The organism is Coraliomargarita parva (genome assembly GCF_027257905.1).
In the GTDB taxonomy this organism is placed as follows: domain Bacteria; phylum Verrucomicrobiota; class Verrucomicrobiia; order Opitutales; family Coraliomargaritaceae; genus Coraliomargarita_A; species Coraliomargarita_A parva.
This window is the reverse complement of sequence record NZ_JAPZEI010000006.1, coordinates 149,573-172,423: the sequence shown is the minus strand read 5'-3', so window position 1 is coordinate 172,423 and position 22,851 is coordinate 149,573. Positions and strand designations below refer to the sequence as shown.

Here is a 22,851-nt window from a genome sequence, read left to right as displayed (position 1 = left end):
GCGCTTGCGGATTGCAAACTGGGGTCTTCCCCCTAAAGATTTCTCCCATTAGAACCAAGGGATCGGCCATACATGCAAATCATTAGCCACGGACAAAGCGACCAAGGCAAGGTACGTCATCAAAACGAGGACGCCTTCTTTATTGATCGCAGGCACCAGGTTTTCGCCGTGGCCGATGGCCTCGGCGGTCTGCCCGGCGGAGCGGATGCCAGTAACCGCATCGTCGAGCTTCTGGCCCTGACCATGAGCCGGGTGAATTCGGTCGAGGAACGCGTCGACCTGGGGGAACTGACCATCGGCATCCATCAGATCATCATGAAGGAGGGACAGGAAGCCCATCCTTTCACCGGCTCGGGCAGTACCCTCACGCTCGGGCAAATCGTCGGCAAACAACTCTTGATCGCACACGTGGGCGACTCTGCGGCCTACCTCCTGCGAGAGGGCGAGCTCGAAAAGCTGACGATCGACCACACCTTGGAACAGGAATGGATCAAACGCATGGGTGAGGACGAACGGCATCGAATGCCGCCGGAATACCCGCACACGCTAACACGCTGTGTCGGCCAGGAAGCCGAGTTGCGGGTCGACCAGACCCGTATCGGCCTGAAACCGGGGGACCGGCTACTGTTTTGCTCGGACGGGCTCAACAAGGTCCTGGACGAAGACGAGCTGGTCGAACACCTGGAAGTCGGCGAGGACCCGAAGCCGATCTGCCAATCGCTGATCGATGCGGCCAATGAGAATCATGGCCCGGATAATATCACACTCATTGTGGTTTTGATTGGCCAGGACTAAGCGGACCTCCACACTGCCAAGAGTGAGAAAATCCGAGATCTTCCAAACCAAAGTCGAGGCTAAGCCGGACAATATGCTTTTTCGCTTCAGCCTCGGGCAAGCCCTCTACGAAGAAGGCGATACCACGGCAGCCATCCCTCACCTGCAACGCTGCAGCGACTCCCGCGACGACTGGATGCTGCCGCGGATTCTGCTGGGCAAGGCGCTCCTGCAGCAAGGAGAGGCGGAAACAGCCAAGCCGGTTCTCATAAAAGCCCTCGAACTCGCAGTTGCGCAACACCATGACGAACCGGCCGAGGAACTGCGCGACATTCTGGAGGACCTCTCCTAGCAAAGTCCGGCCCCGTCATAATGCTGAAATACTTCCCGGTTTTCCTGATTTTGCCTGCCATCGCAGGCTATCGCATCGCACACTCGGTCAACTGGCGCTTTCTCGCCGGCTATCTGCTCGCGATCTCGCTCATCACCTACCTCTTGTATGCATTGGACAAGCGACGCGCAAAGACAGGGGGCTGGCGCACGCCGGAAGCGACCCTGCACCTTCTCGAAGCGATGGGCGGCTGGATCGCCGCATTTCTCGCACAGCAACAGTTCCGCCACAAAACCAGCAAGCGTCCTTTCCTCAGAATGTATTGGCTGATTGTCGCCGTCCACCAATACCTCGCCCTTGAGCTGGCCTTTGGCTGGCCGATTCTCAACACAATCCAACGTCTACTGTCCCCCGCGTAAACCTCTAGGCCGCACAAGTTTTTTCAGGAGGCATCACCATTCGAAACCATGGCACCCAAACAATCATTCTGGCTTCACATCAAGAAGTCGGCCGCCACCACCACAAAATAAATCAGGAACTGCGAACGTCAGCATCAATAAAACAGCCTGCACACTCATGACTAAACACTGGCCTACACTCGTACAAACCGGCCTCATCGCCGCAACTGCCGTCTTTCTCGCATGGTACCTGAAGCCCACCTCCTCGGTCAACTACCTCGGGTCCGACGACGACCTGATCTACCTCCTCGACACCATCGCCGAAGCCGGCATCACCACGCCCCATGAAGCGCTGGACCAAGAGCTACTGAAGTCGCGCAAGATATTGCTTACAAATTCGATCAATGCCTCCAGCACCAAGCACGTGGTCGCTTCACTGCTCTTGCTCAACGAGCAGGATCCGCAGGCACCGATCGATTTCTATGTACGGACCAACGGCGGCTATTACGATGACGCTTTTGCCGTGGTCGACACCATGCGAACCATCGAGGCCCCGGTGAATACCTATGCGCTGGGCGGCAGCCACTCATCGGGGACCATCATCGTAGCCTCCGGCACCGGCACACGCGCGGCCTATCGCAACTCGCTGATGATGGCGCACGACAATCTAAGCGAGGAATATGGCAGCTATGCCATGGAGGACCGGGAGAACAAACGCATTCGCAGCTTCTGGGCAGCCTACGACAAGATTCCACAAGACTGGTTCACCACGCCGGGTGACAGTTATCACTACCTGAACGCGGAAGAGGCGTTGAGCATGGGACTCATTGATGCCATCCTGCCGCAGCCCTAGCGGCCCGGCCCATTTCCTGCTCACAGGCTTGAGCTAGTATGATACGACTTGCCCAACGAATGTACGGTCTCGGCCTATTAAGCGGCGCGGTCCTCTGCGCTCAAGAGCCCTATACCCAGTTTGAATCCAAGGAAATCAACGAAAGCTCCGGCATCGTAAAGAGCAAGACCTGGCCGGACGTTTATTGGACGCACAACGATTCACTCGATGCCGCACGGATCTTTGCCGTCGACAGCGAAGGACGGACCATTCTGCCGGATTGGTTCGAATGGGAGTATAAAGGCCTGCAAATCCTGGATGCCGTGAATGCCGATTGGGAGGACATTGCGGTGGATGATGCCGGTAATCTCGCAATCGGAGCCTTCGGCAACAACGGCAACGCCCGGCGCGACCTGGCGATCTACCTTCTGCGCGAACCGAACCCCAGAGCCGTGGTCAACACTCGGATCGCCAAACAGATACGCTTTCGATATCCGGACCAAAGCGAGTATCCACCCCTGGATATGAACTTTGATGCCGAGGCGCTCTTTTATGCCTACGGACATTACCACATACTCTCGAAGCATCGGAGCAACCGGAGCACGAAACTCTACCGCTTCGACAGCATGAATCCGATCGAAGAGAACGTCCTCACACTCACCGAGCATTTCGAAATCGACGGCATGGTCACCGCCGCGGATTTCGATGCGGAAAAGGAGCTGCTTGCCGTCCTGACCTACAACTCGCTTTGGCTTTTTGAAACCAAGCAAGGCGAACTGCTCGGCGGCCCACATCACCGCATCCTCCTGGAAGGCACCAAGCAGGCCGAAGCGGTCTGCTTCGACGGGGACACGCTCATCGTAACAAACGAGCAGGCCGAGCTCTTCCGCTTCGAGATCGAGGCCATTCTAGCGGCCCCGCCCGTTACGGAGAAACAGGTTACCGGCTGGCAGGCCCTGATCCGCAGTACACGCAACCAACTGGGCATCTAGAACCAAGCTGCTCCCGCCGACAGGTGGCGGCAAGATCCGCTAGGCCGCCATGACCGCGCGCTTGAAGAACTTGGTACGAATCCAAGCCGTATAACGACTCAAGGTTTCAGGCTTGAGTCCAAACACACGGGACGGCGTGGAGGTCCCACGCATCCGGCCGACTTCACAGAGATAGCTCACCATCTCCCGCTGCCCGAAAAGCGCCGCAAACATGACCGGCGTGCGTCCGCCGCCCAGGTCGGCAACCGGGTCGGCACCACCTTCGATCAGTCGCTCGGCCACATCGAGGTAGCCCTTGAAAGCGACCCCTGCCAGCGGCGTTTGCCCGCGGTCATTCCGCTCATCCGGCCGTGCGCCGCAATGCAAGAGCAGGTCCACAACATCATAATGCCCGTGATAGGCCGCCAGCATGAGCAGGCTGTTCCCCTTGCCGTCCTTCAGGTTCAGAGGCAGGCCTGCGGTCAACATGGGATGCAACATGCCGACATCCCCCTTGCGGGCTGCTTCCAGCCCGATTTGCTGCAGTTCGGCATAACGTTTTTCTTCGGCAGGTGTGAGTGTATCCATGACAATGTCTTTCGAATGAGGAAGGGAAGTCGGGGCCTCCACGAATGAAGGCCCCGGTTCAGGGCAAGGTTCTGCTATTGAGCCGTTACAGGCTCGCATACGGTAGCCAAAGCTTCCCGTACGCCGGCCGCATAAGCCGGGTCTGCTTTCTCAAAGTGCGCCAGCTGGCGCTCGACGATAGGCTCCGGCACACCGTCCATCGCGGCCGCGATATTGCCAAAGAGCTGCTGCTTCTGGCAGTCGCTCATCAAACGGAACAAATTGCCGGCCTGCGTGTAATCGTCATTACCTTCCCGGTGATTGTAGCGATCGGCATCACCCGAAATCTTCAGGGGCGGCTCCGCATAGCGCTCGTCCTGGACTGCGCCGTTCATCGAATTCGGCTCGTAGTAGGCGTCGCTGCTGCGCGGATTCATGAAGTGCATCTGGCCGTCCTTGTGATAGTGGTTGACCGCCGACTTCGGACGGTTGACCGGAAGCGCCTCATACCAAGTGCCGATCCGGTAGCGGTGCGCGTCGGCATAGGAAAAAATACGTGCCTGCAACATCTTGTCCGGAGAGAAGCCGATCCCGGGAACGATATTGGATGGCGAGAAGGCGGACTGTTCCACCTCGGCGAAGTAATTCTCGGGGTTCCGGTTTAGCTCCAGCACCCCCACGTCAATCAGCGGATAGTCCGAGTGCGGCCATACCTTGGTCAAGTCGAAGGGGTTGATGTGGTACTTTTCCGCATCCAGCTCGGGCATCACCTGGATCTTAAAATCCCACTTCGGACAATTCCCGGCTTCGATGTTTTCATAGAGGTCGCGCTGGTGGGACTCGCGGTCCTTGCCGATCAGTGCTTCGGCGTCCTCGTTGCGGATGGTCTCGATGCCCTGGCGGGTCTTGAAGTGGAACTTCACCCAGAAACGCTCCCCCTCGGCGTTGATAAAGCTGTAGGTGTGCGAACCATAGCCGTTGGTGTGACGGTAGCTCTTCGGGATCCCACGGTCCGACATCAGAATCGTCACCTGGTGCAGGCTCTCCGGGCTCAGCGACCAGAAGTCCCACATCGCCGTGGCGCTGCGCAGGTTGGTCCGCGGGTGACGCTTTTGTGTGTGGATAAAGTCCGGAAACTTCAGGGGATCACGCACGAAGAAGACCGGCGTGTTGTTGCCGACCATGTCCCAGTTACCTTCGTCGGTATAGAACTTGAGCGCCCAGCCGCGAACGTCACGTTCCGCATCAGCTGCACCCTGTTCCCCCGCCACCGTGGAGAAACGAAGCAGGCACTCCGTCTCCTTGCCGATCTCCGAGAAAATCGCGGCCTTTGAATACCGGGTAATATCGTGCGTGATCGTCAACTGACCAAAGGCCGCAGAGCCCTTGGCATGCACCGTACGCTCGGGCACACGTTCACGGTTCTGGTGCGCCAGCTTTTCCAGCAGTTGATAGTCCTGCATCAAGAGAGGACCACGCGGGCCAGCGGAAAGTGAATTTTGATTATCGGCGATGGGATTCCCCGCCGTGGTCGTCATAATTGGTTTCGAATCGCTCATAATAGATCTGGGTTGTAAAAATCAGCCCCTCTACATTTGAAGCGATACTCCCATACGTAAAACCTTTTTGTAAAATACCCATTATAGGATTTACCTATATCTTTTCCGCAAGTAATCTACGCGCTTCATGGAACTACGCCAACTGCACTATTTTTATGAAACCGCCCAACTGGGTTCCATCAGCGCGGCCGCCAAGCGCTGCGCCATCAGCCAGCCATCGCTGAGCCAGCAGATCATGGCCCTGGAAGAGGATCTCGGCGAACAACTCATGGAACGTCGGCCCCGGGGCATTGAGCTGACCGCTGCCGGCGAATTGCTGCTGCGCCACGCAAAACGTCTACTGTCGGAAGAAGCGGACATGCGAAAAGCCTTCACAGCCCGTAGCGAGCTCCAAACCGGACGCATCCGCTTCGGCATCATCCCCACCCTGGCACCCTATCTCCTGCCCAGCCTACTGGCAGACTTCCAACACAACTTTCCCAGCATTGAAGTCGAAATCCTTGAAGGAAGGACCACCCAGTTGATCGAGGAAATCGTCAGCGGTAACATCGAGTTCGCCATCCTAAGCGATGTATTGGACAAGGACCGCCACAAATACGCACTTCAGATCAAGGAACTGTTCAGGGAACCTCTCATGCTGGCCGTTCCACAAACCCATAATCTGGCGAACCCCGCACATATCCCGCAAGCCGACCAAATGGCGGCTTCGGAATTGATCCATCTGAAGGACGGACATTGCCTGCGCGGGCAAACCCTCAAGGTCTGCGGCATCAAGGAGTGCAATTCCAAGCTGCAATGCGACCAGTTGGAAACCGCCATCGCCATGGTCGGAGCCGGCCTCGGCCTCGCCATTGTACCCAAACTGGCAGTGCGCCAGCGAAAGGACAGGAACGTTGTCTACCGCAACTTCCCGAAACCGGCGCCCTTCCGTAACATCTATCTGCTCAAGCGCAAGGGTACCCAACTGTCGAAAGCGGCACGCATCCTTACGGAGTCCATCACCGAACGGGAGGCACAGGTCGGCTGAAAAGCAAGCTTTGCAGCCTCGACACTTCCAGCCACAGCGCTTCCAATCGTCCAAGCATCTACGAAACGACCATACGCCACATGTCCGACACATCCAGCTCAGGAACCCTGACCCTCGTCGCCGCCCCGATCGGCAACCTCTCCGACTGCACCCCTCGGGCGGTCGAAGCGCTGCGGACCGCCATCACCATCGCCTGCGAGGACACGCGGGTGACCGGCAAACTGCTGAGCAAACTGGGAATCGAGGAACACGGGAAACTGGTCTCCTACCGTGAGGAGAACGAGAGCCAAATGGCCGGCGAGCTGGCCGACCGGATGGCCGCAGGTGAAGACATCGTCCTTGTGGCCGATGCAGGCACCCCGGCGATCAGCGACCCCGGCTTCCGTCTCGTACGCGAATGCCGGAAACGTGGTCTTCCGGTGACGACCACCCCCGGGGTCAGCGCTGTGATCACGGCCCTCTCCCTCTCCGGCCTGCCGAGCGACGGCTTTCTTTACGTCGGCTTCCTCGCTCCAAAGAGCGCGGCCCGCATCCGGTTCTTCGAAAAGTATCGTGATTTCGAATACACGCTTGTGGTCTATGAATCCTGCCACCGTATCGGCAAGTTTCTCGACAACCTGGTCGACACCCTCGGCCCGGACCGCTGCATCAGCGTCTGCCGGGAGCTGACCAAACTGCACGAAACGGTGCACAGCGGACCGGCCTCCGATGTCAGGGACCGCGTCGCCAAAGGCAGCCAGAAGGGCGAGTTTGTGGTCTGCATCGCAAAGGACGGATTCGAACTCTGAAGGATAGGGGTAGGAATGCGGGCTTGAACCGCACCCCTCCCTCCGAACCGGACTTGCGGTTCTCCCGCATCCGGCTCTCCAGTTGGATGGTGACTTCTCTACGAAGATGGGTTTCTCGAACTTGCTTTGCCAAGAGAGCAACACAAGCCCTACCTTTCGGCGAAACCCACAGATGACGCCCACCGCACTCACGCAGGTGGTTTTGCCTCTGGTGTTCTAGGTCCGAAAAGACCAATCGATTCCAGATGGTATGGCATGAGTGAGTCTCGGCCATCTCATCCTCCCTGCCTCCCTTCGCTCCGTCCGAATTACCGGATTTCATCACTACTATGAAGGCTCTGACTGCTGCACCAGACACATCCATTCGGTGTCTCTTGCCGGTGCAGCTCTCACCACTTACATAGACCTCCTTCAGGACATTCCCACTCCAACCATACCCAAGAACCCTCTGCACCACGTTTACCGGTAGATGCCACAGACAGAGGTTGTGCGGCGCACAGGCTTCGCCAGTCGCTAGCAGGCTCGCCATTCTTGAACACCGAATCGAGTTCACTTGTATTTGGGACTGCTCCTTCGCCTCGGGTTGTTTCCCACCCCGCCTCACGGCGACGCAGTTTCCTCCGGCTTCACCACCGGTGACCGGTTCGGTGGAGTTCAGATTTTCACTGACTGGATTGTCTATAGTCATGATCACACTAGCGGCGGCTGTCCCCAGCCGCCACTCGAAGCGATCAGCATTTGAACTATCAATCAGGCAACTCTGCAATGGCGACTGGGGACAGTCGCCGCTACCGAATTCGTTTCAGCCGGCTCAGAAATAACCGCCGCGGTCGTGGATCTCTTCGGCAGTCAAACCGGCAGCCACCCACTCCTTGATTTCCCCTTCGTTGCGTTCGATCTGTTCGGCACGTTCCAGCACGGCTACCGCGATCTTACGTGGAATAACGACACCTCCGTCAATATCGGCGAGCAGGATATCGCCCGGCTTGATGATGATCTCTCCGACATAAATCGGAACTTGGTACCCCACGATCTTGGTATGCGAGAGCGCGCCGTTACTGGTGCGATAACGGTACCAGATCGGGAAGTTCTGGCTCAGGATGTCCTTTGTGTCGCGAATCCCCCCATCGATGATCGCTCCGCGACAACCGCGCTTCATGGAAGCCTGCGTCATGACGCCGCCCCAGTGCGAAGCATGGTCGTCGCCATTGGAATTCCAAATCACAATGTGCCCCGGACGCAGATCGTCGAGCATCTCAACCCGCACCTCCATTTCACCGCCCATCGTCGGATCCTTCACCGCTTTCACGGTAAAGGCTTCACCACAGACAACCATCTCATCACGCAAAGGCATGATTTCCGACGGCAGGCCCTGGTTCGGCAGGCACATTTCACGCAGGACATCGTTGACCGCCCCCGTGTAGAGTTTCTCGAAGCGCTCGCACAGCTCTTCGAGCGGGATGCTCAGTTCCGTGATTTCCACGGTATCGCGCATCTCCTTCAGTTTATCGACATGCATTTGTTGGCTCATAGTTGTCTCCTTCTTTTGGTGTTAAATATATGAAATGTGTTGGGCATCGAGCAGGCCCTTGAGATAGCCGACGGCAAAGAGGTGGCCCAGCGTCCCGTAGCCCGGAACCTTCGGCTTCTCCCCGTGCATGGCGGGCACGTGGTCGTCGCGGATGGGGCCCTCGAAGCCGACTTCGTGGTAAAGCCGGACCATCGCGCCCATGTCATCATCGCCCTCGTCATGCCAGATCTCGGTGAAGCGCTCGGCCGTGCCGGACACGTCGCGGAAGTGAACGAAGAAAAGCTTCTTCAATTCGGCAAAGCGGCGGACCCAGTAGTCGAGGTCGGCCCCCATCAGCTTGAAATTCGCCTGGCAGAAAGTGACCCCGTTGTTCGGGCTCGGTGCCAGTTCGAAGGCACGCAACCAAGCCTCTGGTTGATTGAAAATGCGCGGGGCCGCGCCCAAGGCCGGCAAAGGCGGATCATCGGGATGCAAGCCCATCTTCACACCTGCTTCCTCGGCCACCGGCATCACCGATTGGATAAAATAAGTGTAGTTTGCCCACAGCTGCTCATGGCTGAACTCAAGCGCCGGAGCCGGTGGCAGTTCCGCCACATCGTAGCAGGTGGTCAACGATCCTCCCCGCAGCGGAACAGCCACATCAGTACGATGCCAATCGTGGTCCGCCGTCTTCGCACGCGGCATAAAATTATAGCAGAGCAGCTCCAGGCCCAACTCCCCCATGTTGCGAAGCATCCGGTGATAGCGCTCCAGATCTTCATCGCGGCCGGGCTCGCCTCGCTTGATGCGGGACATGTCGAACTGGTCCCCCTCCAGGCCAACAAGCGTGATCCCCTCGTCGCCAAAGCGTTTCTGCACAGTCCGCAAGGCATCGATATCATCCGGTGCTGCCAGACCGGACAATTCCGGCGCAGCCTTCACGACCGCGTGCGTGACCCCGATTTGCTTGGCAAAGACCCAGGAGTCATCGGGTACCGCGGGTAAGAGTAAAGTCAGTTTCATCGTTTCAAATACGGTGGGGATACGAATGGCTATACGCCGGCGAAGAGCGGGATGCCCGTGCCGAGTCCGGGAATACTTAAGAGACGCCCCTGTTCCGCTTCCGTGACCACCAGCCCGAGTTCGCCCGAGGGATCAAATGCACAGTTGGTCGGGTTCTTTCCTGGCAGCTCGATGCGGTCCAGAATCTCTCCGTATTCTGAAATCACATACACAGCACCGGAACCATAGACCGCCACATACAGACGGCCGTCCTTGCCCCATGCCATGCCGTCGGGCCCCGGCGCCCCGACGAGCCCTTCGGCCCAGACCCGAGGATTCGTCCAGCTCAATTCCGCCGGATCCCAATCGCCAACCCAAAGACGCTGCTTGTAGGTTTCAGCTATAATCAGTTGGGAACCGTCGGCATTGAACACCAGGCCGTTTGGAAAATAGTAGCCCTCCGCAATCTTACGCACCTCTCCGGAAGGCGCCATGACACAGGCATAGCCGGTCGGCTCCTGGCGGGAGTCCCCCGGGCAGGTAAACAAAAGGTTGCCCACGGCATCGAAGGCCAGGTCATTCGGCTTGTTCAGGATCTCGCCGTCGACATGGGTCGCCATGGTGTCCGTCCGACCGGCTGAAGGATCATGGCGACGAATGGAGCGCTCGGCGGAATCGCAAAACAGCACACGCCCCGCATCGTCGATTACGATGCCATTCGGACCACCACCGGTTGGGACACGCTCATAGCTGCCACCTGACCATCGGATCAGGCCTCCACCCTTCAACTCCACGGCCCATAAGTCTCCTTGCGCATCGAAGGCAGGCCCCTCGGGGAATTCAAGACCATCGGCTATTATATCAATATTCATCACCAGGTATTGGAACTCAAAAATGCTTTCTCACTTCTTCTGCGACCTTCCGCCCAAGAATAGCGCTGGCTGCATCCGTATAGTGCACGCCATCGTCACAGATCATTTCTTCGACCCCGTTATCCATGACGAATGTATAGAGGTCATTCACCTCGACTCCGTGCTTCGCCAGCACCGGCGCCAGTGCCTCATTATATTTCGCGGAATCGGAAGCGTCACGGCAGGGATCTGTCACCTGCGTAAAGCGCGCGTTGTAACGAGACTGGACCACCGGCGTAATGGTCGCCCAGATCAGGGTCGCCTCAGTTCGGAGTCGGATCTGACGGATCAGGAAATCCACATTACGCACATAAAGGTCGACCGGTACGGCATTCTCCGCACTGCCCTTCCCCAAGCGTCGGCAGTCCCAGAGTCCACAATTGAAATGAATCACATCCGCTGCTTGGTCGAGATACCAGGCCAAGTTGAACAAGTGGTGGACGGAGTGCATGCAGTTGCCTTCCGGCGACCAAACATCCGCCTCGCCGTCCAGTTCGGCGCGCACGGCATGCTGATAGCCCATACGGATGGAATCACCTATTAAACTAACTTGCTTCATCGTAACAAGCTCCTGCTTACAGGCTCATGCCACCGTCGGCATAGATGTCCTGCCCGGTGATATAACGCCCCGCATCGGAACAAAGGAGCTGGGCCACACCCGCACAATCGTCCGACTCACCGCAATAACCGGCGGGAATCTTTGATTTCACCAGCTCAAGGTAATCCGGATCGGCCAAGGCATCGGTATTGCGATCGGTCAGGATGACTCCGGGAGCCAGGTTGTTGACGGTAATTCCATGTGGGGCCAAATCGACCGCCAGACTGCGCACCATGCTTTCCTGCGCGCACTTCGAGGCGGCATAGGGCAACATCATAGGGTGTGGTTTCTTTTGCTGTACGCTGCCAACGGTCAGGATGCGCCCCCAACCGTTCTCCTTCATGGGCGGCACCAAGACCTGAAGCATTTCCAGCGAGGCGATGAAGTTGGTCCGCAACTGCCCCTCGATGTCCTCAGGGGTTTGCTCCAGCCATGCCTTTTTGACCTGTATCGACGCGTTCAATACAACGATATCAACCTGTCTCACCGCGGCCAACACTGCTTCGGCACAAGCTTTCCCTCCCTGCGGCGCGCTCAAATCACCGGCCACAAACTGCGCCTCCACTCCGAGCGCTTTGGCTTCCGCCAAAACCGATTCGGCCGCCTCGCCTGCACGCACACCGTGCACCACGACATTGGCACCCAGACGAGCCAGCCCCAGTAGAATACTACGACCAATCCCTCGTGACGAACCGGTCACCAGTGCGGTCTTTCCCTTCAATGAAAACTGCTGTAATTCCATAACTAAATTCCTAAGCCACTGCCTTTTCTCCGAGGGTCGCGGTGCAACGCTCGGCACACTCGATCAAACTCTGCTTCAAGCTCTCCAGCTTATCCTCCGTAAAATCGTTGGCCCAGCCGATCAGCGAGAGTGCGGCAAAACCGCGTTGATCGCGGTTATGGACTGAAACTGACAGTCCATAGACGGAGGGCTGGTACATACCACAATCCAGGCAGACTCCGGTGTCTCGAACAGAGCGAATGCGGGCCCAGACATCCTCCGGCTTTTGATACGCCCAGATCTCAGAGGAACACTCGCTCAGGATGCGATCCACCTCCTCATCTGCCAGCTCCGCCATCAAGCACGCGCCACTTGAACCGTAAGCCAATGAGAAAGAGCCACCCACCTTGAAGCTGGGTGACAGGGGGCGCGGGGATTCAACCCGGTAAACCGTCGAGGCAACATCCCCCTGCTTCACCGAAATCTTCGCCGTCAGCCCTGTCTGGTCGACCATACTGCGAAGCGGCGCGCCCAGGCTTTCGAATAATTTTTGATAATCCGAGAGCGGCTTCAAAAGCGGAAACATCCCTGCGGAAAATGTAAAGGCACCATTTGAGGTCCCTCTCAACCAGTCACGTCCAACCAAAGTCTGCAGGATTCGGTAACAGGTCGACGGCGTGATCTCCAGCTTGCGCGCCAGTTGGGCACTCGTCATCGGCTCCGAAGCCTCCGCCAACACTTGGAGGAGTTTCAGGGACTTATCGACGGCCGGGATCGTGTGCTTTCCGCTCATTCACATTTGAATTTATGTTTTCAAATATGAATGTAAAGGCGAAAGTTTACCCAAGGTTAAAATCCGAATGATTAAACACTTCATCAGAGATGACCAACCAATCGGGATAGCAATACGATCCGCACAGCGGCCATAGAACTTTGAATCACGGCGATTCATGCGACACTTATTGAATAATTAGCCGCTTCTTCTGAACTACGGGCTCACAATCTGTCAATTTAGACAATCTGAGCTAGAGGTTTACAACACTTACCACACCCCACCCCATGTTAGATGCTAGAAGTGAACTCTCAGCAACCGGCGTATCAAATCCGAAATGACTTACCTTGCCTTTTGAGTTTTAATGTATCCAGCATAAGAATAAAAGAGGACAAGCCCCAGCACGCCGAGAAACAGAGATAAAAAACACCACAACACGGGATTCGATTCTTCCCTTTTGGCTTCTTTATAATTCCAAACAGCTACAACCAGATTAAACATTAGCCAAGACACACCTCGAAATGTAGAAGCAATTGGCAGATAAATCGACGGATCCATATCGCGCCCCATTCCCATGTAAACAGGTATCCATGGAGCTACAAAATCGAGACATTTGGATGCAATCAACGCAGCAAATGCCACACACAGAAATGATTTAATCTCTCTCATATTTTCTATGTAACGTTAAATTGGAACACAAGTAACGTATTATTAATTGGAGCGCACTCCTCAACACATGCGCATCTCCAGTGAGTTCTTCATTTAATTAAAGAAAATGCGCTTTCTTTCATTTTTATTATTTAACCTATAAATTGTCGCCCTAATACGATCCCAAAACATCGTATAATCTTCATCATCAAGCAGGGATGACAATTCCTCCAAAGCTTTACTACGATCGTCACAATTCTTACATTTAGCGGCTAATAGAGTAATATATGTTGCTTTAGATTCGACTCGAAGAGTTGAAAGAGCATCGCAAATAACAGGATTCGCCGCCGACTTCCTCGAGAAACCTGACAAAACATGTCGAACTAGATCAGGCTCTTCTAACATACCAATGGACAGAGAAACCGCTGTCTCCCCCTCCATTGAAGATAAAACTCGAGCAGCAATAATCCTTTTATTTAGATCCTGGTCAGTTGCAAAAACTAAAACTTCAGAAGGAATCCCCCCCTTCCCTTGACGGCGTTCAACCACTTGACTCCTCATTGCGTCAAACTCCAAACTTCCTGGTGACTCCCGAAGCATAGAATGCAACAACTGATCCATCGGCATATCATCGAATTTTTTGCTCGAAGGAAAACAACCTACAAACAACACACACACGCAGGCCAGCAGAAATACATTTTCCATTTCTTCCTTAAAGAGTTACTAAGCACATCAAGCAACAGACATAACGTGCAATAGATTGAGAGAATTGCTTTTCTCTACCGACACAGCCCCCACACTCCAGAGCCACACAGTCTAAACACTGCCCGAGATCCGATCGCCGTTCACAGTTTCGGGCAAGTGGGCTTCCCCTAAAGACCACAAGAGACTCCTAATCTGCATGCTGCCCATACCTCAACTATTATCACATGAGTCGGACTACTTCACACCACGGTAGATCGTATCCACACAATTGCGCACGTATTGTTCATCACTGATCGAGCGCACAAGCTCATCGGGAAACACCACCAACTCTCTGTAATACCCGGCCAGATCGGCAAAGAGTTTTGCCCGGGGCACCGCATCCATCTCGTCACGGCGGCGCAGCGCCTGCAAAGCGACCTCGGCCTGTTCGGGCAGGACCCGCTGGCGCAAGAGCGCCTCTAGGCGTGGATAGTCACGGAACGAATTATACATATTGTCCATCAGCCCGCCCAGGGAAGGCAGACGGCTTTCCGGAATACGAACAACGACCGTACCGGCCGCAATATCGCCCAAGCGCTGGGACCGGGGACTCAAGATCGCACACAGTCCCCCGAGGAAATACAAAACCGGAAAACCATCCACAAAGCGAAGCAAGTTTCGTAGGATATACTGGCTCGGCCGGATCTTAAGCCCATGGGCATCCATCACCCGCAGCTGCATCATGCGCTTCCCGATGGTTTGGCCGCGTTGCAGCATTTCAAGGAAGATGAAGTAGCCAATCGAGAGGACAAAGTAGAGCAGTATATAGAAGGCCATCGCGAGATCGAGTGAGATCCACCCCATCATTGCGATCACGACCGAGAGAATCGACATGAGGGTCGTAATCACCGCCAAATCGATAAAGAGGGCGATAAAACGCACCACGGGACTGGCCAGTTGGTGCTCGAACCGCACGCCTTCCGGAGTCTGTATAGTCAGGCTATTGAACCGCCGGTCGCTCATTTCCCCGTTGGCGACTCCTTACGCCCCACCATTGTAAAATAGGCCACAACGCCCCCCAGCTGAAGCAGGCCAAATGTAATTTTCACGGCGTAGGGGATCACAGGTTCGTGGTACTGGGAGAGGAAGCTCTCGATAATCCCCGCCCAGACCAACATGAGCGCGACGCCCGAAATAATCGTAACCAGATCGTCGCGCACCGCCTGCAGCCGGGCACCGATACTTTTGCGTCCGGAGGCAAAGATCAGGGTGCGCCCAAGAATCAGCCCCCCTTGCCCGGCCAGGAGGATGGCGGGGATCTCGACACTGCCGTGCGGAAGCAGCCAACCCGAAAGAAAGACCGACTGACCGTCGAGGATGTAGTCCATCGCGACCGCACCCAAGCCGACGCCATTATAAAACAAAACGATGCCGGTCCCCACCCCAAAAGTCATACCGAGCGCCAGGGCAAAGATGGAAACCTTGATATTATTAGTCATCAGCTGGGCGGAGAATGTGGATTTCTGCCCGTCCATATGTCTCCCCTGCTCGACTTCTTCCTCCGCCACACGATCACTCGGATCACCGAGGAGATGACTAAAGGGCATGAGAACCGGCTTTGAATCGGGATCCAAGGCGAGAGCCGCCGCGCCGAAAAGTGCGCCCCCGAAGAAGAGTGCCGTGGTCAACCAGAACTCAAGCGCATGCCGGCGCACGGTACGGGGAAAGGCGGTCAGCAAGCCGACGAGGGCAGAGAAAAAGGGCGTTCGTCGCGCGGTACCATGCATCTCGCCGAAGCCACGGGCCACCAAGGATTCGAGATAGCTTTGCGTCTGCGGCTCGACGGCAGAGGCGTTAAGCTTCGACAGGTCCGAAGCCACACGCTCGTACAGGTAGTGGAAGCGCTGCACTTCGTTCGTAGCCAGCCGGGTCCTGGGGTCCGCCTCAAGCCGAAGCAGCATCGCTTCGTATTCGTCCCACACGGCACGTCGCTCAAGAATAAATCGCTGTGTATCGAGAATCATGTATCCAAGGAAAACTACAATATCTGCCGCTGCTTCACAGAGAGGTACTGGTTGACCAAATCAAGACTGAGCTTTTCGTCATCCAATACCGCGAATTCGACCCCGGCCGCACGGAGTTCGGCCTGCAGTTCACGCAAGCCGTCCCAGCGCAAGTGCCCGGCGAGTTCCCCCACCAAGTCCGGTGCATCCGGGTTTTGGTACATCGGCCAGACGCCTTCACGCCGGATCGAATTGACCAGAACATGGTGCTGACCGGCAATCATACCGACATGACGGCCAAAGTCCTCTCCGGCCGCATGGTCGTTTAGATCGGTCATGAAAATCAGCAGGGCGCGGCGCCTCAACCGCATCCGAAGAAAACTAAAGAGCTCGTCCAGATCGAAAGGACCGGGCTCCGACTTAAGGTCGAAGAGCGCATCCTGAATCACCTGGTGATGCTGCTTTCCGGAACTCGCACGGACAAAGCGTGACACCTGGCTGCCGAAAGCCACCAGCCCGAAAAGATCCCCAGCCTGCTCCGCGACCAGACCAAGCACACTGGCTGCAGTGACATAGCGTTCCAGCAGGGTTTCGGCATAATCGTCATCCGTGTCGGTCTCCGAGCGGGTAGTCCGCAGCCCGCTGAGCCGCGAATGGTCGATCACAAAATAGATCTCCTGCGTACGCTCGACCTGATAGGTCTTGGTCACGAGTTCGCCACGCTTGGCCGACGCTTTCCAATGAATATCCTGGATACTGTCACCGGTGGCGTATTCCCGAAGCTGCTCGTACTCACGTCCCTGGCCGACCATGCGCTGGGAATGGATCCCAAGCAGGCCACGGTTCAGAAACAGATTGGCCAATTGCCGGCGCTCGCGACGCAGGTTGGGATAGACCCGGATCTCCGCTTCGGAGCGATAGACACGCCGAACATCGAAAAGACCCAAGACCGAACGAAGCTGCACATAGGCGGCAGGACAGGCAAAAACACCGCGCAGCCGTGCTGTCACAGGGAAGTCCAGCGTCCAGTGATTGGAGGGCGAGTCCACTAGCTTGACCCGGCGGACGGCGTCGTCCTGCAGGAATGAAACCGGCAGCGGTAGCCCGACCGTCAGAAACTCCGGCGGTTGTCCGTCCACGCGGATATGAACCGTAATACGGCCCGGATTTTCGCGGGACAGTCGTGTCACAGGATCAAGTGTGACTGCCAAGCCCTTCATACGCGATGCAGAGAGCAGGAGATCCAGCAAAGAGATCAGGAGAATGCCCCCCGCAACCAGATACAGCAAGCTACCTCCCGTGCCGAAAGCGGCACTGAGCAAGGAGAGCGGAAGTAACACCGCCACAAGATAGAGGCAACGCTGGCTGGGAACGGGACGCATCATCAACGGGGCACCGGAACGCTATCCAGCAGCTGGGCGATTACCTCCGTAATCGTAAGACCCTCAATTTCATATTCGGGGCGCAGCATGAGTCGGTGCGATAGAACCGGTCTCGCCATGGTCTTGATATCGTCGGGAGCCACAAAGTCGCGCCCGTCAATCGCCGCCGCTGCACGGGCGGCGAGCAGCATGGCCTGAGTCGCCCGGGGCCCGGCACCAACCAGCACGGATTCATGCGTCCGGGTGCGGCGTACCAGGTCCACAATGTAGGCCAACAACTCGTCGCGAAGGACTACCTGCTGGAGCGCGGCCTTCGCCGCCGCCAACTCCCCCGGCGCCAAGACCGCCTGCACCGCGCCGCCAGCAAGCGTCTTTTCCGGCGCCTCAGCCGACAACATCCGGCGAGCCAGGCTCATTTCGTCCTCCGGCTCCGGATAATCCATCAGGATCTTCAACATGAACCGGTCCTGTTGCGCCTGCGGCAGAGGATAAGTACCTTCATGCTCAATCGGGTTCTGAGTGGCAAAGACCGTGAAGCCTTCGTCCAAGGTCAGGTCTTCGCGGTCAATTGTCACCCGCCGCTCCTGCATGGCCTGAAGGAGCGCAGACTGGGTCTTGGCCGGCGCACGGTTGATTTCATCGGCCAAAAGAAAGGTCGTGAAGATGGGACCTTTGACCAGACTGAACTCCTGCGTCTTCATATTGAAGACGCTGGTCCCGGTAATATCCGTCGGCATCAGGTCGGGAGTAAACTGGATACGGTTGCTCTCAACCGAAAGCACTTCGGCCAAGGTACGGACAAGCAGCGTCTTGGCGACTCCCGGCACCCCTTCGATGAGCGCGTGACTACCGGTCAGGATGGTCACCAGGGCTAGGTCGATCACTTCCTTCTGCCCGATAATCACCTTTCCGATTTCCGCTCGGGCAGCCTCGATCTGCTGATGAAATGTTTGCAAGCTCTCTTCGTTCACAGGCGTTTCCTCTTTTTACGTTGAATGATGGATTTGATTCTCAAATGGGTTGCGAGCGGCTTGCGCTTGCGGTCCGGTGTTGCCGCATACTCGGCCAACACGGCCTCGGCTTCCTCAAGTTCCCGCGCATAATAACGACGGTCGCCCTCCGAACGCAGGCAGGAGGCCTGCCATCGGCGGAAGGCTTCCCCCGGCAAATCAGCCCTGGGCAGACTGCGCCTCAAGAGATCGGCAAGCCCGGCTTCGGTCGACTGGTCGGCCAGTACAAGATTCCCGCGCGTGCGGCCGGAATAAGGCGGCACCAGCGGCGATGCCCCCCGCCAGACCAACAGCCCCATGAGCAGCACGAGGACAGTAAAAAAGCCTGACAACCGGTAGCGCCGGATCAGGGTCGCAATCCCGGTCCGGCTAGCCACCCCGAGATGGGTTTCATCAAAGAGCACTTGATGACGATCCCCCACGCACCAAGCCAGAAAGCCTCCGGAACGATGCTTCAACATGGCCTCGTTCATGAACAAATAATCGTCGGTCATGACCACAATCGTGCCCCTCCCGAAGGGGCGCTCAGCCACCACCACTTCATCCCCGATTTGGTAGACCGGCTGCCAGACCTCCTCCATGTCGACCAGAACACCTCCCTCACGCCAGGGAATCATGGCAGGCAAAACTTCGACCTCGGACAATGCATCCACGCGCTGGGCCTCCCCTCCCTCGTGCTTTCCATAGGTCAAGCTCAGCCCGGCCCAGAACCGTGCCTCCGCAGCCTGCGCCTTGCGCTTGAAAACGCGCCCCTCGGCCGGCAAGTCCTTGTCCGTGGACTCCTCCTCATCAGAAGGTTCCCCATCTTTGTCGTCATCTGCAATGGGCTCAAGGTCCTCATCCTCCGCCACGTGGTCGGGATTCATAGCCACAACCAGTCGCCCCCCGCCGCTGACAAACTGCTCGACCGCCGACGTCAGGGCCAGCTCATGCAAGGCACGCCCCTGAAGGTTGAGCAGAAGCAGGGTCGAGGACGGCGGAATCCGGCCCAACTGCTCAAAAGGTTCAAAATTCCGGCCCACCTCCAACTCCGGCAGCTGCCTCAAGCTCTCGTAAAGCACTTTGGAACCTTGGGGATCCGCCCGGAAGCTGGAACCTCGGGGATAGGCATCGCCGGTCTCGAAACGTGTCTTCACAAGCCATCCCAAACCGGCCAGCATGCCGCCGAAAGCCAACAGAAAGAGTAAGACACTGGGCCATTGACGCTTCACGCAAGCACCCCCGTTTCCCCAAGGTAGCCTTCCATTTCATGGACCTGCTCAGGCCCGCTGTAATGGTCGCCATACCAGATGCCTTCAAATAGCCGGCGCTGCGCCTCATAACAGCGCAACAGTCCCTCCCGTCCGTGCGCCCGGCGGGCGATCTCCCGCTCATAATCGCGGTTGGTCTTTGACTGTTGAATCACGATCACCCCCTCACTGGAGAGCTCTGACAACTGGGCGAGAAAATAGGCCCGTAAGGCCAGACGATATTCCCCCCGTGCAATACACTCTCGGGCCATCTCAATCCAGCGGTTCCGGGGCAACAGGTCGGCGGCAACGTCTTCTTCGTTCAGATCCGGAACCGCTGCTTCAGGCATCTCTTCGACACCGGAAAGCAATTCAAGCGGCTGATACATCCGCCAAGCTTTCACTCCTAAATAGAAGACTAGCAGCACAAAGAGTCCGATCAGCAAAAAACTGAGAAATACCCCCAAGCCCAATAATAGGACATCCAGATCCCAGTCCCGCCCTTCCTTCGGCCCCTTCTCCTCTCGGTGAAAGAGGTTTTCGATCCAATGCTCGAACTTCTCCTGCCACATCTCGACTTCCTCCCAGAAGTCCAGCAACCAGTTCATTTCCTCCCCCGTATCCTCGACTTCTTCCCGTGGAAAACGCCAGATGAATTCACGCTGCTGCAGGGTTTGCTCGATCCGGGCTTCCAACTCGCCACTTTCGACGGTGACCTTGGCCGGAGCCGGGACAGCCGCCGACAAGTCGCCGGACATCGCGCAATTGAGCGCACAGAGCAATCCGCCCCAGAACAGGAAGGATGCGGCCTTCGACCAAATGCGAGCGCCCTGCAGGCTGCGGCGCCAGCGTAATCGGAGGTCCGCGCCGCTTCGGCGTGATTCGCAGTAGTGATGTCGTAGCAGATACACGGCCTTCACCAGCGGATCTGTCACAACATATGCCAAAAGAAGACAGGCAAAGAGTGAGGTACTGTTCACCAGGTTGACGCCCGCTTGGGAAAAAACCGTTTCCATTCCCAGTAAGGTTTTCATCAGGAAAGGAACCAGCAGGAGAACCGTCAGCCAGTTCACAATACTCAGGCAGAAGACCAGGGCCAGCAAAGCCAGGCAGATCCAGTTTTGCTCGGTCCAGATGCCGGCAAGGCCCCAGCTCTCCCGGAGCTGCTCCCGCTCGGAACGGGTCTCCCGCGGATCCATGAGATAGAGGTGCTGGTAGTACGCGAAGACCCGCGGAAAAGGCAGGGTCACCAAGGCAGCCAACGGCAAGACAAAGAAGCCACTCCCCTGCCAAATCGCCTGGCGACGTAGACAGCGCAGCCAGGCCCCCGCAGACCAGGCGGTCGGCTCAACTCCCAGCAAAGTCCCGCGGATCCCATCGGCGAAATACGACTGTACCAGCTTCAGCCAAAGAAACAACAGACCGAGGACACACGCCCCGGGGAGAAGGTAGTGCTCCGCCAATCCGCTGCTGGACATCTCGATCCAGAAGAAGAGAAAGACGACCACGAAAGGCGCCATGCCGCAGAGATACAGGCTCCAAAAGCGTAGCGGCAGGCGGCGTAGCAAATGAATGCCCTCCTCAATCAATTCGATCGGTAATGGCTCGCTGTCCTGCCGTATCCGGCGCCGCCGACGCGGCTTTCTTGTGGCCGCACTCATTGGTCTAAAAATGCTCCGGAGTGAAACTCGGAGGGGATGCGCAGCAACAAATCCCCCAGAGTGTAGAAGGCATAGACCGCCAAGCACAAACCGGCGAATGCAAAGCCCCAAAGCACGAGTCCCCTCAGGATACCGCGCGAGGGCTTGACGTCCACCTGCAACAAGCCGTCCAAACAGCCGCGGCAGACCATCCGGCCTTCATGCTCGGTCACGCACTCGCGACAATAAAAACGGCCGCATTCCGGGCAACGGGCGACCGCCTCACGGGAAGCGTGCTCGAAGCATTTGGACTGGGCAAGGTGCAGCGCCATCAGCTAGCCGTGGGATTTGAAGGCGTGGACTGAAGCGGCGGCGGGCTGACAGGGGGTGGCGGTGCCAATCGTTGCTCGCGCAAAACCTTGCGCCGGTCGATTCGGGCTTGAATGGCCGCTTCAAGCTCCGGATCCGTCAAGACGCCCTGAATCGCCTCAATATGATTACTCAGACGTTCTTCGGCGCGGGCCGCCTTACGGCGCGTATTGACCCCCTCAAGCACCACGGTCTGCACCGCGGTCTTCACACCAAATCGGACCGACCCCCGTCCGTAGATACCGAAGCCGAAGGCAATCCAGCAAACCGCCAGAAGGATCAGGATCACAATAAAACCGGGTTCGCCATAGGTGCTAAGGCTCGCGGGAATCAAAGCCATCCCGGCAAGGGCAAAGAGCAATGACATAACCGAGCCCTGCTTAGTCGGACAGATCAACAAGGCTTCGATATCCTCGTAGCGCAACCGCCGGTAGCGCTCTTTGAAACGGCCATCGATCACGAGCAAGTGGTCCTCTCCCAGATAAGCGGTCTGGAGACTCGTCAGGGTATAATTCGAAAGTCGTTGGTATCCCTCAGCCATCAGTCAGTACCCCAAAGAAGAAAAAGCCCCACCCCACGAGTTGCAGGATTGAACACAGGCCGGCCACGACAAAGCGCCAACGACTCTTGCGCACCGGACTCGCCGGCCCCGATTTCCATTTCCAAAGCGTAAAGAACAGGGCCAAGGGCGCGGTCACCACAGTCATCGGCCAGATCAGTAGCGGCAGGAGTGCCGTGCTCATGGCAATCACATCCCACTGGGTCTGGTAGTTGCGCGTCTGCGCAGCGTTTTTCTTGCCCGCCATTTGATGCAGGGCCTCGAAACTCACCGTCTGCCCCTCCCACTCGGTCCGGCACAGGTCGCAGATCAGCCGGCCGCTCAGGTCACAGAGGGCCGTCGCCGGCAATTTCGGATGAAAATAGCAGGTCGAATCACCGGACTCCAGCAGAGGATCCACTTTGACCTGCTCCCGCTCGCGGATCACGGCACGAAAAAGCCGCACATCATGGGGATGCCCCGCATGCAACTCGCCATAATTATCGGCCCGCACCGTACGCGGGATCGGCATTCGGCGCGCGCTGCGCAGCGATTTGAGTTCGAGTTGCATGCCGCGCGGCCTCCGG

The 22,851-nt window shown here is 57.1% G+C and carries 26 protein-coding genes; 7 read left to right on the top strand and 19 right to left on the bottom strand.

The annotated features are described in order from the left end of the window. Positions 1–72: 72 nt before the first annotated feature. The 5 genes from O2597_RS10660 to O2597_RS10640 all read left to right on the top strand — a co-directional run bounded on the left by O2597_RS10660 (position 73) and on the right by O2597_RS10640 (position 3,327). Positions 73–795: a PP2C family protein-serine/threonine phosphatase gene (locus tag O2597_RS10660; protein ID WP_269524658.1), complete on the top strand. Its 723-nt coding sequence runs from the start codon at positions 73–75 to the stop codon at positions 793–795. A 22-nt stretch (positions 796–817) separates the two neighbouring features. Then, entirely contained in the window at positions 818–1,126 is a 309-nt protein-coding gene (locus O2597_RS10655; protein ID WP_269524657.1) for a molecular chaperone DnaJ, read from the top strand. A 20-nt stretch (positions 1,127–1,146) separates the two neighbouring features. Continuing rightward, on the top strand, positions 1,147–1,524 hold the full coding sequence (locus O2597_RS10650; RefSeq protein ID WP_269524655.1) for a DUF1294 domain-containing protein: 378 nt from the start codon (positions 1,147–1,149) through the stop codon (positions 1,522–1,524). Between the two features lie 157 nt (positions 1,525–1,681). Further along, positions 1,682–2,356, top strand: coding sequence for a ClpP family protease (locus O2597_RS10645; protein WP_269524653.1), 675 nt, complete (start codon positions 1,682–1,684; stop codon positions 2,354–2,356). A gap of 38 nt (positions 2,357–2,394) precedes the next feature. Beyond that, on the top strand, positions 2,395–3,327 hold the full coding sequence (locus O2597_RS10640) for a hypothetical protein (protein WP_269524652.1): 933 nt from the start codon (positions 2,395–2,397) through the stop codon (positions 3,325–3,327). A 39-nt stretch (positions 3,328–3,366) separates the two neighbouring features. On the opposite strand, the gene O2597_RS10635 is transcribed toward O2597_RS10640, so the two are convergent. Both O2597_RS10635 and O2597_RS10630 read right to left on the bottom strand, forming a co-directional pair. Continuing rightward, on the bottom strand, positions 3,367–3,894 hold the full coding sequence (locus O2597_RS10635) for an ankyrin repeat domain-containing protein (protein ID WP_269524651.1): 528 nt from the start codon (positions 3,892–3,894) through the stop codon (positions 3,367–3,369). 74 nt (positions 3,895–3,968) lie between these two features. Further along, complete coding sequence (locus tag O2597_RS10630; protein ID WP_269524649.1) at positions 3,969–5,432, bottom strand: catalase; 1,464 nt, start codon at positions 5,430–5,432, stop codon at positions 3,969–3,971. Between the two features lie 127 nt (positions 5,433–5,559). Here O2597_RS10630 and O2597_RS10625 point away from each other — a divergent pair, with 127 nt between their 5' ends. Both O2597_RS10625 and rsmI read left to right on the top strand, forming a co-directional pair. Next, complete coding sequence (locus tag O2597_RS10625; RefSeq protein ID WP_269524648.1) at positions 5,560–6,459, top strand: LysR family transcriptional regulator; 900 nt, start codon at positions 5,560–5,562, stop codon at positions 6,457–6,459. Positions 6,460–6,539: 80 nt separating this feature from the next. Beyond that, the gene (rsmI, locus tag O2597_RS10620; protein WP_269524647.1) at positions 6,540–7,247 is read left to right on the top strand and encodes a 16S rRNA (cytidine(1402)-2'-O)-methyltransferase; all 708 of its coding nucleotides are present in this window, start codon (positions 6,540–6,542) and stop codon (positions 7,245–7,247) included. Positions 7,248–8,058: 811 nt separating this feature from the next. Here rsmI and O2597_RS10615 read toward each other — a convergent pair. From O2597_RS10615 to O2597_RS10535, 17 genes are all read right to left on the bottom strand, one after another. Further along, entirely contained in the window at positions 8,059–8,778 is a 720-nt protein-coding gene (locus O2597_RS10615) for an RraA family protein (RefSeq protein WP_269524646.1), read from the bottom strand. A 21-nt stretch (positions 8,779–8,799) separates the two neighbouring features. Continuing rightward, positions 8,800–9,780 carry a mannonate dehydratase gene (locus O2597_RS10610; protein ID WP_269524644.1) on the bottom strand — a complete coding sequence of 327 codons (981 nt, stop codon included), beginning with the start codon at positions 9,778–9,780 and terminating at the stop codon, positions 8,800–8,802. Between the two features lie 29 nt (positions 9,781–9,809). Continuing rightward, positions 9,810–10,631, bottom strand: a complete 822-nt coding sequence (locus O2597_RS10605) for an SMP-30/gluconolactonase/LRE family protein (RefSeq protein ID WP_269524642.1) — start codon at positions 10,629–10,631, stop codon at positions 9,810–9,812. Positions 10,632–10,647: 16 nt separating this feature from the next. After that, positions 10,648–11,229, bottom strand: a complete 582-nt coding sequence (locus O2597_RS10600) for an SGNH/GDSL hydrolase family protein (protein ID WP_269524640.1) — start codon at positions 11,227–11,229, stop codon at positions 10,648–10,650. A gap of 16 nt (positions 11,230–11,245) precedes the next feature. Next, positions 11,246–12,010, bottom strand: coding sequence for an SDR family NAD(P)-dependent oxidoreductase (locus O2597_RS10595; protein ID WP_269524638.1), 765 nt, complete (start codon positions 12,008–12,010; stop codon positions 11,246–11,248). A 10-nt stretch (positions 12,011–12,020) separates the two neighbouring features. After that, the gene (locus O2597_RS10590) at positions 12,021–12,782 is read right to left on the bottom strand and encodes an IclR family transcriptional regulator (RefSeq protein ID WP_269524637.1); all 762 of its coding nucleotides are present in this window, start codon (positions 12,780–12,782) and stop codon (positions 12,021–12,023) included. 321 nt (positions 12,783–13,103) lie between these two features. Continuing rightward, a complete protein-coding gene (locus O2597_RS10585; RefSeq protein WP_269524636.1) occupies positions 13,104–13,430 on the bottom strand; it encodes a hypothetical protein in 327 nt (108 codons plus the stop codon). 93 nt (positions 13,431–13,523) lie between these two features. Next, complete coding sequence (locus O2597_RS10580; RefSeq protein WP_269524635.1) at positions 13,524–14,114, bottom strand: hypothetical protein; 591 nt, start codon at positions 14,112–14,114, stop codon at positions 13,524–13,526. A gap of 234 nt (positions 14,115–14,348) precedes the next feature. Beyond that, on the bottom strand, positions 14,349–15,116 hold the full coding sequence (locus O2597_RS10575; protein ID WP_269524633.1) for an RDD family protein: 768 nt from the start codon (positions 15,114–15,116) through the stop codon (positions 14,349–14,351). Continuing rightward, the gene (locus O2597_RS10570) at positions 15,113–16,117 is read right to left on the bottom strand and encodes a stage II sporulation protein M (protein WP_269524631.1); all 1,005 of its coding nucleotides are present in this window, start codon (positions 16,115–16,117) and stop codon (positions 15,113–15,115) included. The genes O2597_RS10575 and O2597_RS10570 overlap by 4 nt, the downstream gene beginning before the upstream one ends. Before the next feature lie 14 nt (positions 16,118–16,131). Continuing rightward, positions 16,132–17,481: a DUF58 domain-containing protein gene (locus O2597_RS10565; RefSeq protein WP_269524630.1), complete on the bottom strand. Its 1,350-nt coding sequence runs from the start codon at positions 17,479–17,481 to the stop codon at positions 16,132–16,134. After that, positions 17,481–18,449 (bottom strand): AAA family ATPase, encoded by a 969-nt coding sequence (locus O2597_RS10560; RefSeq protein WP_269524629.1) that lies wholly within the window; start codon positions 18,447–18,449, stop codon positions 17,481–17,483. The genes O2597_RS10565 and O2597_RS10560 overlap by 1 nt, the downstream gene beginning before the upstream one ends. Continuing rightward, complete coding sequence (locus O2597_RS10555) at positions 18,446–19,699, bottom strand: DUF4350 domain-containing protein (RefSeq protein WP_269524628.1); 1,254 nt, start codon at positions 19,697–19,699, stop codon at positions 18,446–18,448. The genes O2597_RS10560 and O2597_RS10555 overlap by 4 nt, the downstream gene beginning before the upstream one ends. After that, complete coding sequence (locus O2597_RS10550) at positions 19,696–21,378, bottom strand: hypothetical protein (protein WP_269524627.1); 1,683 nt, start codon at positions 21,376–21,378, stop codon at positions 19,696–19,698. Before O2597_RS10550 ends, O2597_RS10555 begins: the two co-directional genes overlap by 4 nt. Continuing rightward, positions 21,375–21,689 carry a hypothetical protein gene (locus O2597_RS10545; protein ID WP_269524626.1) on the bottom strand — a complete coding sequence of 105 codons (315 nt, stop codon included), beginning with the start codon at positions 21,687–21,689 and terminating at the stop codon, positions 21,375–21,377. Before O2597_RS10545 ends, O2597_RS10550 begins: the two co-directional genes overlap by 4 nt. Continuing rightward, positions 21,689–22,267 carry a hypothetical protein gene (locus O2597_RS10540; protein ID WP_269524625.1) on the bottom strand — a complete coding sequence of 193 codons (579 nt, stop codon included), beginning with the start codon at positions 22,265–22,267 and terminating at the stop codon, positions 21,689–21,691. Before O2597_RS10540 ends, O2597_RS10545 begins: the two co-directional genes overlap by 1 nt. Continuing rightward, positions 22,260–22,835 carry a hypothetical protein gene (locus O2597_RS10535; protein WP_269524624.1) on the bottom strand — a complete coding sequence of 192 codons (576 nt, stop codon included), beginning with the start codon at positions 22,833–22,835 and terminating at the stop codon, positions 22,260–22,262. Before O2597_RS10535 ends, O2597_RS10540 begins: the two co-directional genes overlap by 8 nt. Positions 22,836–22,851: the final 16 nt, after the last annotated feature.